The organism is Streptomyces sp. NPDC001100, assembly GCF_053598575.1.
The window spans coordinates 428,329-443,760 of record NZ_JBSFKO010000002.1; the positions used below are offsets into that span (position 1 = coordinate 428,329).

At 69.4% G+C, this 15,432-nt stretch carries 12 protein-coding genes and 1 tRNA gene; 3 read left to right on the forward strand and 10 right to left on the reverse strand.

Features of this window, described 5'->3' with window-relative positions:
* Positions 1-40 precede the first annotated feature (40 nt).
* On the reverse strand, positions 41-352 hold the full coding sequence (locus tag ACWDEW_RS04210; RefSeq protein ID WP_427920534.1) for a hypothetical protein: 312 nt from the start codon (positions 350-352) through the stop codon (positions 41-43).
* A gap of 102 nt (positions 353-454) precedes the next feature.
* Here ACWDEW_RS04210 and ACWDEW_RS04215 point away from each other — a divergent pair, with 102 nt between their 5' ends.
* The gene (locus tag ACWDEW_RS04215; protein WP_026178224.1) at positions 455-685 is read left to right on the forward strand and encodes a DUF4287 domain-containing protein; all 231 of its coding nucleotides are present in this window, start codon (positions 455-457) and stop codon (positions 683-685) included.
* A gap of 95 nt (positions 686-780) precedes the next feature.
* On the opposite strand, the gene ACWDEW_RS04220 is transcribed toward ACWDEW_RS04215, so the two are convergent.
* The 4 genes from ACWDEW_RS04220 to ACWDEW_RS04235 form a co-directional block, all read right to left on the reverse strand.
* Complete coding sequence (locus tag ACWDEW_RS04220) at positions 781-1,668, reverse strand: Bax inhibitor-1/YccA family protein (RefSeq protein ID WP_362974724.1); 888 nt, start codon at positions 1,666-1,668, stop codon at positions 781-783.
* A 171-nt stretch (positions 1,669-1,839) separates the two neighbouring features.
* Positions 1,840-3,033 carry a 4-hydroxybenzoate 3-monooxygenase gene (locus tag ACWDEW_RS04225; protein WP_450509386.1) on the reverse strand — a complete coding sequence of 398 codons (1,194 nt, stop codon included), beginning with the start codon at positions 3,031-3,033 and terminating at the stop codon, positions 1,840-1,842.
* Between the two features lie 143 nt (positions 3,034-3,176).
* Positions 3,177-4,100, reverse strand: a complete 924-nt coding sequence (locus tag ACWDEW_RS04230) for a class I SAM-dependent methyltransferase (RefSeq protein WP_450509388.1) — start codon at positions 4,098-4,100, stop codon at positions 3,177-3,179.
* Between the two features lie 138 nt (positions 4,101-4,238).
* Positions 4,239-4,322 (reverse strand) — tRNA-Leu (locus ACWDEW_RS04235).
* A 427-nt stretch (positions 4,323-4,749) separates the two neighbouring features.
* Between ACWDEW_RS04235 and ACWDEW_RS04240 the strand changes: the two genes are divergently transcribed.
* Positions 4,750-5,523 (forward strand): ABC transporter ATP-binding protein, encoded by a 774-nt coding sequence (locus ACWDEW_RS04240; protein WP_450509390.1) that lies wholly within the window; start codon positions 4,750-4,752, stop codon positions 5,521-5,523.
* A gap of 88 nt (positions 5,524-5,611) precedes the next feature.
* Positions 5,612-8,140 (forward strand): ABC transporter permease, encoded by a 2,529-nt coding sequence (locus ACWDEW_RS04245; RefSeq protein WP_450509392.1) that lies wholly within the window; start codon positions 5,612-5,614, stop codon positions 8,138-8,140.
* Between the two features lie 83 nt (positions 8,141-8,223).
* Here ACWDEW_RS04245 and ACWDEW_RS04250 read toward each other — a convergent pair whose 3' ends face one another.
* The 5 genes from ACWDEW_RS04250 to eno all read right to left on the reverse strand — a co-directional run bounded on the left by ACWDEW_RS04250 (position 8,224) and on the right by eno (position 15,272).
* Positions 8,224-9,516: a class I SAM-dependent methyltransferase gene (locus ACWDEW_RS04250; RefSeq protein WP_450509394.1), complete on the reverse strand. Its 1,293-nt coding sequence runs from the start codon at positions 9,514-9,516 to the stop codon at positions 8,224-8,226.
* Positions 9,517-9,727: 211 nt separating this feature from the next.
* The gene (locus ACWDEW_RS04255) at positions 9,728-11,113 is read right to left on the reverse strand and encodes an NAD(P)/FAD-dependent oxidoreductase (protein ID WP_450509396.1); all 1,386 of its coding nucleotides are present in this window, start codon (positions 11,111-11,113) and stop codon (positions 9,728-9,730) included.
* A 632-nt stretch (positions 11,114-11,745) separates the two neighbouring features.
* Positions 11,746-13,344: a DUF501 domain-containing protein gene (locus ACWDEW_RS04260; RefSeq protein ID WP_450509398.1), complete on the reverse strand. Its 1,599-nt coding sequence runs from the start codon at positions 13,342-13,344 to the stop codon at positions 11,746-11,748.
* Positions 13,345-13,392: 48 nt separating this feature from the next.
* Positions 13,393-13,869, reverse strand: coding sequence for an FtsB family cell division protein (locus tag ACWDEW_RS04265; protein ID WP_450509400.1), 477 nt, complete (start codon positions 13,867-13,869; stop codon positions 13,393-13,395).
* A gap of 116 nt (positions 13,870-13,985) precedes the next feature.
* Positions 13,986-15,272 (reverse strand): phosphopyruvate hydratase, encoded by a 1,287-nt coding sequence (gene eno / locus ACWDEW_RS04270; protein ID WP_450509505.1) that lies wholly within the window; start codon positions 15,270-15,272, stop codon positions 13,986-13,988.
* Positions 15,273-15,432: the final 160 nt, after the last annotated feature.

Below are 15,432 nucleotides of genomic sequence, written 5' to 3' on the forward strand. Positions count from 1 at the left end.
GCGCGTCCAGCCACAACGCACCGTCAGTCGCCACGCAACCTCAGACGCCCGCCCTCTTCTGCGCCTCCGCAACCAGCCCGAGCGCCTCATCGACTTCGGCGTCGTTCACCAGCACAACCGCCAAGTCGTGCACAGCCACGGTGATTTGATCCGCGGCGGCGAACATCCCCGCATCGGGCATCTCCCGAGCATCGACGCCCGGCTCCTCAACAGCCTGCGCCCACCGAGACATTTGCCTGGCCAGCGCCAGCGCCTCCGCGGCAGCGCCCCGTTGCAAACGGCTCTGCGGCGCGGCCCGCAACCGGTCCGCGAAGTGATCCACCGCTTGAGTCAACCGCGTCGTATCCACCACGCCGCGAGACTACGCGCCGCACCCGGACTGTTGCCAACGGGCGAACGCTCAGGCACGGTGACTTGAAGGACCGGCTTACACCCCATGCGTCCGGAGGCGCCGATGTCCCAAGTGTTCTCCCAGGAGACCCACCGCAACCTGCTCGCCCGCATCCCCCACTGCACCGGTCGTGAAGTGTCCGACTGGCTGCGCACCGTCGACGAAGGCCCCGCCCTCTTCCGTTTCGAGGAGAAGGTCAGCTGGCTCCGCGCCGAGCACGACCTCGCATACGGCCACGCCAAGGCGATCATTCACGAGTACGACCTGAGGAGGGCCGCGCGCAAACTGCTCTAGGCGCGCACCGCAGACCGACCCATCACGGACTTACGGACATGACGAAGGGCCCCGGGGAGAACCCGGGGCCCTTTCGCGGATCAGCCTGCTGTCGGCTAGTCGTTGCTGTTGAGGATCGCGATGATCCGCAGGAACTCCATGTAGATCCACACCAGCGTCAGCGTGAGTCCGAAGGCCGCGAGCCACGCCTCTTCCTTCGGGGCGCCGTACGCGATGCCGTCCTCGACCTGCTTGAAGTCCAGGGCGAGGAAGCAGGCACCGAGGATGATGCCGACGATGCCGAAGAAGATGCCGAGCGGGCCGCTGCGGAAGCCGAGGCCGTCACCGCCGCCGAACACCGCGAACAGCAGGTTGACCGCCATCAGCAGCACGAAGCCGAGCGCGGCGGCCATCACGAAGCCGTAGAAGCGGCGGTTGACGCGGATCCAGCCCGCGCGGTACGCGATGAGCACACCGGCGAAGACCGCCATCGTGCCGATCACGGCCTGCATGGCCGCACCGCTCGCGATGCGGTTGTCGACGACGCTGGAGACGACGCCGAGGAAGACGCCTTCCAGGGCGGCGTACGACAGGATCAGCGCGGGGACGGGCTTGCGCTTGAAGGACTGGACGAACGCCAGCACCATCGCGACCAGCGCGGCGCCGATCCCGATGCCGTAGGAACGGCCGATGTTGGCGTCGTCGACCGGGAGCAGCACCCAGGCGAGCGCGGCCGTGACGATCAGCGTGCCGAGGGTGGTGCCGGTGCGCTGGACGACGTCGTCCATGGTCATCCGGCCGGTGGTGGCCGGGGCCTGGGGCGGTGCGCCCTGCTGAAGGTCCTGCTGGGCGTAAGGGTTCTGCGCGTAGGGGTTGCCCCCCGCGTACGGGTTGCCCTGCGTGCCCACGGCGGGGCCCCCGGCCTGCGGCGCGGTGTTGAAGCCCGCGTAGCCGTTGTCGCGGCTGAACCCCCGTCGCGAGAAGACCGGGTTTCTGCTCCTCATTTCACTCCTCCATGGCCGCCTCGCGCGGCCTTGGCCTCAAGAGTAATAGGTAGGCAAAAGTTTGACCCTACCTCTTGGGGAGGATCTTCCCCTCGTCCTGCCACGGTACGCGGTGGACCGCACCCCCTGTGGACACTGGTACCAACCCGTGACGCCCGTCTTAGAAGGTCCTTATCCCTGTTCAGCCGGTTCATCCAGGGGGAACCCGGTATACGCCTCGGCGAGGTCCGTCTCGGCCGCCCGCGAGGACGCGATCCGCTCCAGCCGGGCCAGCTGGAGCCGCCCCTCGAAGGGCGTCGCGTCGGGCGCGGGGTGCAGGAGGCTCGTCATGTCGTAGGAGAACCGCTCGGCCTGCCACACCCGCCGCAGACAGGTCGCGGAGTAGGCGTCGAGCCGCTCCTCGCTCCCCGTCTTCTTCTTGTACGTCAGGGCCCGCGCGAAGGTGACGACGTCGCCGACGGCGAGGTTGAGGCCCTTGGCTCCGGTGGGCGGCACGATGTGCGCGGCGTCGCCGGCGAGGAAGAGCCGGCCGTACCGCATGGGTTCGTGGACGTAGGAGCGCATGGGGGTGACCGACTTCTGCGTGATGGGCCCGCGGTCGAGCGTCCAGCCGTCCTCCGTCTCGAACCGGCGCTCCAGCTCGTCCCAGATCGCGTCGTCGCTCCAGCTCTCGGGGTCCGTGTCCGTCTCCACCTGGAGGTAGAGACGGGAGACGGAGGGGGAGCGCATGGAGAGGAGGGCGAAGCCGCGGTCGTGGCGGGCGTAGACGAGTTCGTCGTGCGAGGGCGCGACATCGGCGAGGATGCCGAGCCAGCCGTAGGGGTACGACCGTTCGAAGACGCGGGTCAGCTCGGCGGGGATCGCGGTGCGCGCGACGCCCCAGAATCCGTCGCAGCCCACGACGTAGTCGCAGTCGAGGACGTCCTCGCGGCCGTGCTGCCGGAACCGGACGCGCGGGCTGTCACTGTCCGCGCCCTCCACCGCCAGCGCCTCCGCCTCGAACAACAGCGGCCCGCCGTCCGCGAGTTGAAGGGCGATCAGGTCCTTGCACACCTCGGTCTGCGCGTAGACCATCACGCTGCGGCCGCCGGTGAGGCCCGGGAAGTCCACCCGGTGCCGCTTCCGGTCGAACCGCAGCTCGATCCCGTCGTGCCGCAGCCCCTCCCGGTCCATCCGCTCCCCGGCCCCGGCCTCCCGCAGTACGTCGACAGTCCCCTGCTCCAGGATCCCGGCCCGCTGCCGGTGCTCGACGTACTCCCGGTCCCGGCTCTCCAGGACGACCGAGTCGATACCGGCGTTGTGCAGCAGCCGGGCGAGAAGGAGTCCGGCGGGGCCGGCTCCGATGATGCCGACGGTGGTACGCATCGGGGGTCCCTTCGAGTGCGGGTCGTTCACTGACGTGTGCCCATATGGTGGCGCGTCCGCGTGTTCGCGCGTCCGCGTGTTCGTGTAGTGAAATTTACTTCACCTGTCTGCCGTCTCAGTCTCCGACCGGCCGGGCCGGGCTGTCAACGGCTGGAGGGCGAGCCCTTTCCCGTGGCGTCGAGCCGGAAGTGCCAGACGACCGCGAGCGGGGAGTCCTCCAGAGCCGCGGCCGACGCTTCCGGGCACCAGTGGTGCAGGTCCCAGGACGGGTGGGCCGGGAGCGGGTCCGGGGCGGCGGCGGGGGTGAGGGAGTGGCGGAGGCGCCGGGGTTCCTCACAGCTGCGGACCTGGAAGCCCAGCGGGAGGGCCGCGGCCAGGTAGGCGCTGAGCGGGCGGTGGTACTCGTCGAGGAGGGAGGGACGACCGTCCGGGCCGGGGCGGCGGGGCAGGGTCGGCCGGAGGTAGGACGCCAGCTGGTGGGCGTCCGAGACGACGAGGTGTCCGCCGGGGCGCAGGACACGCGCGAACTCCCTTAGTACCGGGGCCAGTTCGCGGACATGGGTCAGGGCGAGCGCGCACACCACGGTGTCGACCGCGTCGTCGGGAAGCGGGAGCCGGTGCAGGTCGGCCTCGCGGAAGTCGACGTCCGGCAGGCGCTCGCGGGCCCGGGCGAGCATGTCCGGCGAGGCGTCGACGCCGACGACCTGGTGACCGAGTTCATGCAAGTAGGCGGTGTGGCGGCCGGTGCCGCAGGCCGCGTCCAGTGCCGTGCCGACGGGCAGGCCGTCCAGGATGCGCCGGACAACGGGCTGCTCGACGTCGATCATCCCGTTGCCGGGGGCGTCGTAGTGCGGTGCCCAGTCCTGGTAGACCTCGGCCGTGCCGACCGTGCCCGGTTCCGCCGTGACCCCCTCGGCGTGGGCGAGGGCGGGTGTGTCCAGCAGGGTGCGGATCTCGGCGATCCGGGCCTCGACGAACGCCCGGTCGGCGCTTCCCTCCCGGAATCCGCGGAGCAGAGCGGCGCCCTCGACGCCCAGCAGATATCCCAGGGGGCTCAGATAGGTCACCTGCGCACGGTACGGACCGGCCCTCGGGCCGCTCCACCGGTTTTCCCGCGCTTCGGACAGGGACCGTCCGGTGAGGGGTTGCCGCGCCTACGTCGGCAACACACCGTTCCCATAGGTCACAGTCAGTGACCACGATAGTGCCCGGAGCCGGACTTGAACCGGCACGCCCGCGAAGGGGCAGCGAGGTTTAAGCTCGCCGTGTCTGCATTCCACCATCCGGGCAGGCCGTGGGCTCCACATCGAGGTCCCGAGCCTATCGGGGCGCGTCTCCCCAACAGCGGGCGGGCGTACCGATGTTGTCTTATTTTATTGATGTCTGAGGGTTCATCAGACCGTGGAAAGAGCCATCAGCACTTGCCAATAGCCTTGCGTGCGGCGTGGGGGCCTGTATGCGGAATGACGGAATTTCACCGCCCGAACGAGGGTGCTCCACCGGTTCTTGACCCGGGCCTGACTCAGGGGTCGTATCCGCGCTTGTCCCGGGGCTCGCCTCGGGGGCGGCCGTCATCCCCAGGTATGACAGCGCGGGGTGCAGTCCGACTGGAGGCTGCCCCCGGAACCGGAACAGCGGGTGACTACACGGCGGGATACGGCCGGAAGGATGGGACACGTCCCCAGCAACACCGTCGTCCCGACAGGAGTGCCTTCCGTGACCACCACCCCCATCGCCGACCGGACCACCTCAGTGGCCGCGCGCGCCACGGATCTTTCCAAGATCTACGGACAGGGCGAGACCCAGGTGGTCGCCCTCGACCGGGTCTCGATCTCCTTCCGGCGGGCCGAGTTCACGGCGATCATGGGCCCCTCTGGGTCCGGCAAGTCCACCCTCATGCACTGCGTGGCCGGCCTGGACTCGTTCTCGTCCGGTTCCGTCCGGATAGGTGACACGGAGCTGGGCTCCCTGAAGGACAAGCAGCTCACGAAGTTGCGCCGGGACAAGATCGGTTTCATCTTCCAGGCGTTCAACCTGCTGCCGACGCTGACGGCCCTGGAGAACATCACGCTCCCCATGGACATCGCGGGCCGCAAGCCCGACAAGGAGTGGCTGGACTCGGTGATCCGGATGATCGGTCTCTCCGACCGGCTCAAGCACCGGCCCTCCCAGCTCTCCGGCGGCCAGCAGCAACGCGTCGCCGTGGCAAGGGCGTTGGCCTCCCGCCCCGACATCATCTTCGGCGACGAGCCGACCGGAAACCTCGACTCGCGCTCCGGCGCCGAGGTGCTGGGCTTCCTGCGCAACTCCGTACGGGAGCTGGGGCAGACGGTGGTCATGGTGACCCACGACCCGGTGGCCGCGGCCTACGCGGACCGCGTGGTGTTCCTCGCGGACGGCCGCATCGTCGACGAGGTCTTCGAGCCGACGGCGGACTCGGTGCTCGACCGCATGCTGCGTCTTTCTGGGGGAACCCCCCAGACCCCCTGACTTCGACGCCAAGGGCCGCACCAGCTGAGCCCGGGCCCGAGTCTCCTGACGCTCCCTCACCTCTCGTACACCTGGACTGAGTAGACCCATGTTCCGAACCGCCTTGCGCAACGTACTCGCGCACAAGGCCCGGCTCCTCATGACCGTGCTCGCCGTGATGCTCGGCGTCGCGTTCGTGTCGGGGACCCTGGTCTTCACCAACACCATCTCGAACGCCTTCCAGAACAGCTCGGCCAAGGGCTTCGACCAGGTCGACGTCGCCGTCCAGGCCGTGGGCCAGAGCGACACGGGCGACACGGTCGGCAAAGCGCCCGAGCTGACCCAGGCCATGCTCGACACCAGCGCGAAGGTGCCGGGGGCCGCGTCCGCGACCGGGGTCGTCAACGGCTTCACCGCCATCGCCGACAAGAAGGGCAAGCTCATCGGCGGCGGCTTCCAGTCGGAGGGCGGCAACTACTGGGGGGACAAGGACGCCCGCTATCCGCTCAAGTCCGGTACGGCACCGCACGGTTCGGGTGAGGTCGCGATCGACTCCGCGACCGCGAAGCGTGCCGGGTACAAGGTCGGCGACACCGTGCGCATCTCGGTCGACGGCCCGGTGCTGACCCCGAGGATCACCGGCATCTTCACCACCGACGACGGCAACGTCGCCGCCGGCGGCAGCCTCGCCCTCTTCGACACGGCCACCGCGCAGAAGCTGTTCGGCAAGGCCGGGACGTACGACGAGATCGATGTGAAGGCCGCGGCCGGGACCAGTCAGGCGGCGCTCAAGTCCGCGCTGGACAGGGCGCTTCCCAAGGACCTCACCGAAACCACCACCGCCAAGCAGCTCGCCGACGACCAGGCCAAGCAGATCGCCTCGTCGATGAGCGGGCTGAAGCAGGGGCTGCTGGTCTTCGCGGGCATCGCGCTCTTCGTCGGTACGTTCATCATCGCCAACACCTTCACCATGCTGGTCGCCCAGCGCACCAAGGAACTGGCGCTGCTCCGCGCGGTCGGCGCCTCCCGGCGGCAGGTCACGCGCTCGGTGCTGCTTGAGGCGTTCGTGGTCGGCGTGGTCGCCGCGGTGGCCGGCCTGGTCGCCGGTATCGGCATCGGCGCCGGGCTGCGCGGCCTGATGGGCACGATCGGCGCGACGGTCCCGGACGGGCCGCTCATCATCACCTCGGGCACGGTCCTCAGCGCCCTCGCGGTCGGCATCCTCATCACCATGCTCGCCGCCTGGCTGCCCGGCCGCCGGGCCGCGAAGATCCCGCCGGTCGCCGCGATGAGCAGCGTGCACGCGGCGGCCACCACCAAGTCGCTGGTGCTGCGCAACACGCTCGGCGCGCTGTTCTCGGGCGCGGGCATCGCGGTCGTCATCGCGGCCACGACGATGAGCGGTTCGGACGGCCAGGCGCCCATGGGCATCGGCGCCGTACTCCTCATCATCGGCGTGTTCATCCTGACCCCGCTGCTGTCCCGCCCGCTGATCGCGGCGGCGGCCCCGGTCCTGCGGATCTTCGGGATCTCCGGCAAGCTGGCCCGCCAGAACTCGGTGCGCAACCCGCGCCGTACGGCCGCCACCGCCTCCGCGCTGATGATCGGCCTCACCCTCATCACCGGGATGACGGTGATGGCGGGCAGCCTCCAGCAGGCGATCGACAGGATGGCCTCGTCCGCGATCAGCGCCGACTACGTCGTGTCGATGGCGAACGGCAACGAGCTCTCCCCCGACGTCGACAAGACGCTCACCACCACCTCCGGCATCACCGCCAGCAGCCCGCTGCGCAACGCCCCCTCGCGCATCGACGGCACGTCCGAGTCCCTGACGGGCGTCAACGGCTCCGCGATCGGCAGGCTCACCGACCTCAAGGTGGACAGCGGCACCTTCAAGGTCGCCGGCACACAGGTCGTCGTGGACGACGACACGGCCAAGTCCCATGGCTGGAAGGCCGGTTCGACCTTCACCACGCACTACGAGGACGGCAAGGCACAGCAGCTGACCGTCTCCGCCGTCTACGAGGGCAACGCGCTGATCCGCGGCATCATGCTCGACAACGCGACGCTCGCCCCGCACCAGACCGACCCCGCCGACATGCAGATCCTGGTCAAGACCGCGGACGGCGCGTCGAGTTCGGCGAAGGACAAGCTGGAGAAGGCCCTCGGCTCCAACCCGGCCATCAAGGTCCAGGACAAGAAGGACCTCTCCAACAGCATCGCGCAGGTCTTCACCCTGATCCTCAACATGGTCTACGGCCTGCTCGCGATGGCGGTGATCGTCGCGGTCCTCGGAGTCATCAACACCCTCGCCATGTCGGTCTTCGAGCGCTCGCAGGAGATCGGGATGCTGCGCGCGATCGGCCTGGACCGCAAGGGCATCAAGCGGATGGTCCGTCTTGAGTCCCTGGTCATCTCGCTCTTCGGCGGGGTGCTCGGCATCGGCCTGGGCGTCTTCTTCGGCTGGGCGGCCGGGGAGTTGATCGGCTCGAAGATGGCGACGTACGAACTGGTCATTCCCTGGGCCCGGATGGCGCTCTTCCTGCTCCTGGCGGGCACGGTCGGCGTGCTGGCCGCGCTGTGGCCGGCCCGGCGGGCGGCGAAGCTGAACATGCTGTCGGCCATCAAGTCCGAGTAGCCGTACAGGAGTTGACCGAAAGAGGCCAGGGGCCCCGTTCCTGATCGGAACGGGGCCCCTGGCCATGTGCCCGGAAAACCCGGTCAGTTCCAGGTGCGGGCGCGCAACGGCATTCCGGAGTCGCCCGGTTCGGTGGTCCGGACGGCCAACACCTGGTTGACCCCAATGCGGTTGCGCTCGAAGCCGAGCGCGGAGGCCGCCATGTAGAGCCGCCACACCCGGGCCCGCCCGGCGCCGACGAGACCGACCGCGCGCCGCCACTCGGCCTCCAGGTTGGCGACCCAGCGGCGCAGGGTGAGCGCGTAGTGCTCGCGGATCGCCTCGACGTCCCGCACCTCGAACCCGGCGCTCTCCAGCTGGGTCACGGTGGTGCCGACCGGGGCGAGTTCGCCGTCGGGGAAGACGTACGCGTCGATGAACTCGTCGATGTCGTAGGCCGATTCGTCCTGCCAGGGGCGACGGGCGATCTGGTGGTTGAGCAGCCGGCCGCCCGGTCCGAGCAGTGCGTAGAGGACCCTCGCGTACTCCAGGTACCGTGCGGAGCCCACGTGTTCGGCCATGCCCACGGAGGAGATGGCGTCGTAGGGACCGTCGGTGACGTCGCGGTAGTCCTGGACGCGGATCTCGACCTTGTCGGTGAGCCCCTCCTCGGCGACGCGCTTGCGGGCGTAGGCCGCCTGTTCCTGCGAGAGGGTCACGCCGACGACGCTCACGCCGTACTCGCGGGCCGCGTGGATCGCCATCGAACCCCAGCCGCAGCCGACGTCGAGGAGTCGCTGACCGGGGGTCAACTCCAGCTTGCGGCAGATGAGTTCGAGCTTGTCGCGCTGTGCGTCCTCCAGGGTGCCGTCCGGCGACTCCCAGTAGGCGCACGAGTAGACCATCGAGGGGCCGAGGACGATCTCGTAGAAGTCGTTGCCGACGTCGTAGTGGTGGCTGATGGCGCGTTTGTCGGTGCGCTTGGTGTGGAGGTGGGCGCGGCTGCGGCGGACCTCCTCCGGGGGCGGGGCGGGCGGCAGCGGGAGTCCGGCGAGCTTCACCAGTCCGCGGGCGGCGGAGCGCACCTCGGGGTCGCGCAGGGCCTGGGCGAGGCCGCGGGCGTCGGCACCGCGCTCCCACACCAGCGAGGACATCGCGTCCAGGGCCGCGTACAGGTCGCCCTCGATGTCCAGGTCTCCGGAGACCCAGGCACGCGCCATGCCCAGTTCGCCGGGCTTCCACAGGAGGCGGCGCAGGGCGCGGCGATTGCGCACGACCAGGGCCGGCGCGTCGGGCGGCCCGGCCTCGGAACCGTCCCAGGCGCGGATGCGCACGGGGACAGGGGTTCCCAGCAGCTGTTCGAAGAGGGATTTGAGCCGCAGCGCGGCATCAGCCATGGCGCACACCTCCGTGACGCGGATCCCGGAATTGTCCATCACTACGTAAACACCGGCCAGGCCCGACCGCAGTCCTGCTTGAGCATTACGAGTAGGCAAAACAGATGTAGAGGACATGTAGACACGGGGTGCCGGGAACGCCGAAGGGGCCGTCCGCACCACGGATGGCGGACGGCCCCTTCGGGCGTACTTCAGGGGTGACCGGAGGGGGTCAGGAGGCCTTGGCCTTCTCCTCGGTCTTCGCGGCGGCGGCCGGGGCCGGCGCCGGCTTGGCGGCCTCGTAGAACTCCTCGCGGGGGTTCTCCATGGCGCCCAGGGACACGACCTCGCGCTTGAGGAACATCGCGAGGGTCCAGTCGGCGAAGACGCGGATCTTGCGGTTCCAGGTCGGCATCGCCAGACCGTGGTAGCCACGGTGCATGTACCAGGCGAGGCGGCCCTTGACCTTGATCTTCACCTTGCCCATGACGATCATGGCGACGCCCTTGTGGAGGCCGAGGCCGGCCACGGCGCCCTTGTTGGCGTGCGAGTACTCCTTCTGCGGGAAGCCCCGCAGACCGGAGATCACGTTGTCGCCGAGGACCTTCGCCTGGCGCAGCGCGTGCTGGGCGTTCGGCGGGCACCAGGCGTTCTCCACGCCGGCCTTGCGGGCGGCGATGTCGGGCACCTGGGCGTTGTCGCCGGCGGCCCAGATGTAGTCGGTGCCGGTGACCTGGAGGGTCGGCTGGGCGTCGACGTGACCGCGCGGGCCGAGCGGCAGGCCGAAGCGGGAGAGGACCGGGTTGGGCTTGACGCCGGCCGTCCACACGATCGTGTTGGAGTCGACCTCAAGGCCGTTCTTCAGCACGACGTGGCCGTCGACGCAGGAGTCCATCGAGGTCGAGAGGTAGATCTCGATCCCGCGGCTCTCCAGGTGCTCCTTGCCGTAGAGGCCGAGCTTGGGGCCGACCTCCGGGAGGATCTTGTCGGCGGCGTCGACGAGGACGAAGCGCATGTCCTCGCGGGAGACGTTGGTGTAGTACTTGGCCGCGTCCCGGGCCATGTCCTCGACCTCGCCGATGGTCTCCGCGCCGGCGAAACCGCCGCCGACGAAGACGAAGGTGAGCGCCTTGCGGCGGATCTCCTCGTCGGTGGTGGAGTCGGCCTTGTCGAGCTGCTCAAGGACGTGGTTGCGCAGGCCGATGGACTCCTCGATGCCCTTCATGCCGATGCCCTGTTCGGCGAGGCCGGGGATCGGGAAGGTGCGGGAGACCGCGCCCATCGCGATGACGAGGTAGTCGAAAGGCAGCTCGTACGCCTCGCCCACGAGGGGGGCGATCGTGGCGACCTTGCGGTCCTGGTCGATGGTGGTGACCCGGCCGGTGAGGACCTCCGCCTTCGGCAGTACGCGTCGCAGCGGGACGACGACGTGCCGAGGGGAGATGCTGCCGGCGGCGGCTTCGGGGAGGAAGGGCTGGTAGGTCATGTACGACCGGGGGTCGACGACCGTGACGGTCGCCTCGCCGTAGCGCATCTTCTTGAGAATGCGCCGAGCTGCGTACAGGCCTACGTACCCACCGCCTACTACGAGGATCCTGGGACGCTCCGTGGTGCTCATGCCATCGAGTATCCACCTGCCCCTGGGGGGTCGCTCGTGCGCCCCTTCACAAGCTTCCACAGGGGCTGTGTTATCCTCCGCGACTCGCATGATCCAGGTCACCTCGCGCGAGGTGAACCACGGTGCGGTTCGCCCCGTTGTCAAGGCCGCGTGAGCTGCTCCTCTGTCCCGCCCGACCCCCTGGACCACACCTCCGCGACACCCTCCCGAAACGCCCCCGAATCACTCCCGCGCCGACCCGCCGAGCAAGCTCCCGAGCCCGCCGGGGCCCCGGACGGGCCAACCGGGGCAGTCCGGTCGTCCAACTGGACAGAATTCCTTGTGAAGAACTTCACGAACTTTCTTACGGACACGTTCCGGAGGGGGTCGGCGAGCGCCCCTGCATCCGCTCATACGTTATATGGGCTGCTCAGGAGTTTACTACCGGCCGGTAATAATCCGGGGTGTCCGTCCGCGCCGCGAGGCGTTCCGGACGGGGCGGGAGTCAGATCCTGTGACGGTCCGGTGCCGCCCTCCGTTCGGCGGAAGGGCGGCACCGCGGGCCGGTCGGCGTCTTCGGCCGCTCAGGCCTCTGCACGCTCTTCCGCCGCCTTGGCGGCGATCCCGAACGCGATCCCGTCGAGGATCGCCGCCTATCGCGACTCGGCCGCCGCAGAGAAAGCGATGCCGTCCAAGATGTCGTGCTCGCTCACCACGACCTCCGTCGCGCCCGTCCGCTCCATGATCGAGAGGAGTACGAGGGCGCCCGCGCCGATGACGTCGACGCGGCCCGGGTGCATCGAGGGGATCGCGGCGCGTTCGGCGTGGGTCGACTTCAGCAAGGTGTCCGTGATCTCGCGGACCCGGTCGTAGGAGACGCGGGAGTGGTGGATGGCCTCCGTGTCGTACTCGGGGAGGTTCTGGGCGATCGCCGAGACCGTGGTGACCGAGCCGGCCAGGCCGACCAGGGTGCGGGCCTCGCGGAGGGGGACCGTCTTCGCGGCGAGGTCGAGAGCCTCCTCGATGTCCGCGCGCATCGCCGCCACCTGCTCCGACGTCGGCGGGTCCGTGACCTTGCCGTCGCGGACGAGGTGACGCTCGGTCATGCGGACGCAGCCGATGTCCACGGAGCGGGCCGCACGGACCTGGTCGTCGCCGACCACGAACTCCGTGGAGCCGCCGCCGATGTCGACGACGAGATACGGCTTGGCCAGGTCGTCGCGGCCCGTCAGTTCCTTGGTCGCGCCGGTGAAGGAGAGTTCCGCCTCCTCGTCGCCGGTGATCACCTCCGGCTCGACGCCCAGGATGTCCAGGACGCCCCGGACGAAGTCGTCACGGTTCGAGGCGTCGCGGGAGGCCGACGTGGCCACGAAGCGGACCTTGTCGGCGCCCTTCTCCCGGATCACCTCCGCGTACTCGCGGCAGGCCGCGAACGTCCGCTCCAGCGCCTCGGGTGCCAGCATGCCGGTCTTGTCGACGCCCTGGCCGAGCCGCACGATCGTCATCCGCCGGTCCAGCTCGCGCAGTTCACCCGTGGCCCCCGCGCCGGAGGCGCTGTCGGACACAGCCACGTCCGCGACGAGCAGCCGGATGGAGTTCGTACCGCAGTCGATCGCCGCGACGCGGCTGAAACCCTCCTCCAGCAGCGGGACGTCGGAGAAGTACGCGCTGCGGATCGCGGTGGGGTCGGAGGACTCCGCGGCCTCGGCGGGCAGTTCGTCGGCCGGGTCCGGTGCCGCCAGCGGCTGTACGCACGCGCCCTTGGCCCACCACTCCGGCAGCATCGCGAGCGCCTCGTCGCCGAGCGGGTTGACGCCCGGGCCCGCGGCCAGGGAGTGGCCCACGAGGACGTGCAGGCACTTCACGCGGTCCGGCATGCCGCCCGCGCTCGGGAAGCCCTCCAGGACCTCGATGGCGTCGCGGCGGGCGATGTAGTCCTCGTGCGCGGCACGGTACGCGGCGGCCAGTTCGGGGTCCGTCTGCAGCCGGGCCGTCATCTCCTTCATGACGCCGTTCGCCTCCAGCGTGCCGATCGCCGAGGAGGCCTTGGGGCACGTCAGGTAGTACGTCGTCGGGAAGGGCGTGCCGTCGGGGAGGCGGGGGGCCGTCTCCACCACGTCCGGCTGTCCGCACGGGCAGCGGTGCGCGATCGCGCGCAGGCCGCGCGGCGGACGCCCGAGCTGCTGCTTGAAGGCCTCGACATCCGCGTCGGTGGGCTCGGTGCGCGGAGTGGACGGCGGGGGCGTTTCCATGACTGTCTTCAGGACGTCTTTCTATGGGTCAGTTCTCGCTGGTGGTTCTCACTGGTCGGAGGCGTCGGACTTGTCCACGCCGTCCCAGACGTTCGCGTACCAGGGACGGTCGGCCGCCCCCAGCTCGGCACGCGACTGCTTGGCCGCGTCCGGGTCGATCACGATGTAGCCCGTCTCCCCGGGCATCACGTAGTGCAGCCGCTGCCGGATCTGCTGTTCCGCGTACGAGTCGTCCTGCCAGCGCGCCTTGAGGTCGCGGAGCTGCTCGACGCGCTGCCGGGCCTGCTCCTGCTGCCGCTGGAGTTCGGAGATCTCGGCGCGCTGGGAGACGTACTGCCTTATCGGGTACGCCAGCGCCACGATCAGCGAGCACAGCACCAGTGCGAGGAGGGCCGCCCGGCCGGTGAGCCGGGAGCGGCGGGCCTGCCGTTTGGTCTGGGAGCGGTAGACACGGGCCGCCGTCTGCTCGCCGAGCAGCTTGAGCCTGGTCGCGGTGGAGAACCGGTCCCGGTCCTTCACGGCCATGTCCCGCCTCCCCTTCACACGTGCGTACGTCCCCGCACACGGTACGGGACCGGGTGCGGGGACGTACGTACGACTGGCGAAGGATTGACCCTGGTGGGGTCAGCCCGTTACCGGTCTCAGCCCTTGAAGCGGGGGAACGCGGAGCGGCCCGCGTACTCGGCGGCGTCGTCGAGGATCTCCTCGATGCGCAGCAGCTGGTTGTACTTGGCGACGCGGTCCGAGCGGGCGGGGGCGCCGGTCTTGATCTGGCCGCAGTTCACCGCGACGGCGAGGTCGGCGATGGTGACGTCCTCGGTCTCGCCGGAGCGGTGGGACATCATGCACTTGAAGCCGTTGCGCTGGGCCATCTCGACGGCGTCCAGGGTCTCGGTCAGCGAGCCGATCTGGTTCACCTTGACGAGCAGGGCGTTGGCGGTGCCCTCCTCGATGCCGCGGGCGAGGCGCTCGGGGTTGGTGACGAAGAGGTCGTCGCCGACGATCTGGACCTTCTCGCCGAGGCGGTCGGTGATGACCTTCCAGCCGGCCCAGTCGTCCTCGTACAGCGGGTCCTCGATGGAGACGAGCGGGTACGCGGAGACGAGCTCCTCGTAGTACTCGGTCATCTCGGCGGCCGAGCGGGACTTGCCCTCGAACTCGTACTTGCCGTCCTTGTAGAACTCGGACGCGGCGACGTCGAGCGCGAGCGCGATCTGCTCGCCGGGGACGTAACCGGCCTGCTTGATGGCCTCGATGATGAGGTCGAGGGCGGCGCGATTGGACTCCAGGTTCGGGGCGAAGCCGCCCTCGTCGCCGAGGCCGGTGGACAGGCCCTTGGTCTTCAGCACCTTCTTGAGGGTGTGGTAGACCTCGGCGCCCCAGCGCAGCGCCTCGGAGAAGGACTCCGCGCCGATCGGGGCGATCATGAACTCCTGGATGTCCACGTTCGAGTCGGCGTGCGAGCCGCCGTTCAGGATGTTCATCATCGGAACGGGCAGCAGGTGCGCGTTCGGGCCGCCCAGGTAGCGGAAGAGGGGGAGGTCGCTGGCCTCGGACGCGGCGTGCGCGACGGCGAGGGAGACGCCGAGGATGGCGTTGGCGCCGAGCGAGCCCTTGTTGTCGGTGGCGTCCAGGTCGAACATGGCCTGGTCGATCAGGCGCTGCTCGGTGGCGTCGTAGCCGACGAGCTCCGGGCCGATCTGCTCGATGACGGCGAGGACGGCCTTCTCGACACCCTTGCCGCCGTAGCGGTTGGGGTCGCCGTCACGCAGCTCGATGGCTTCGAAGGCACCCGTGGAGGCGCCGGACGGAACGGCGGCACGACCCGTGCTGCCGTCGTCGAGGCCGACCTCGACCTCGACCGTGGGGTTGCCTCGGGAGTCCAGGATTTCCCGGGCTACGACGACGTCGATGGACGGCACGAGCATCTCCTTCTTGGGGTCTGACGCGGCTACGGCAACACCGCAGCGGCTCTGCGAGACGAGCCTAACCGGCTCGGGGCGATTGGCCATCCGGTCGGCCGCCTGATGGACAGAACCGAGAGTAAATTGTTTCCGAACGGAACAAAAAGCTTTCCCGAAGCGGACA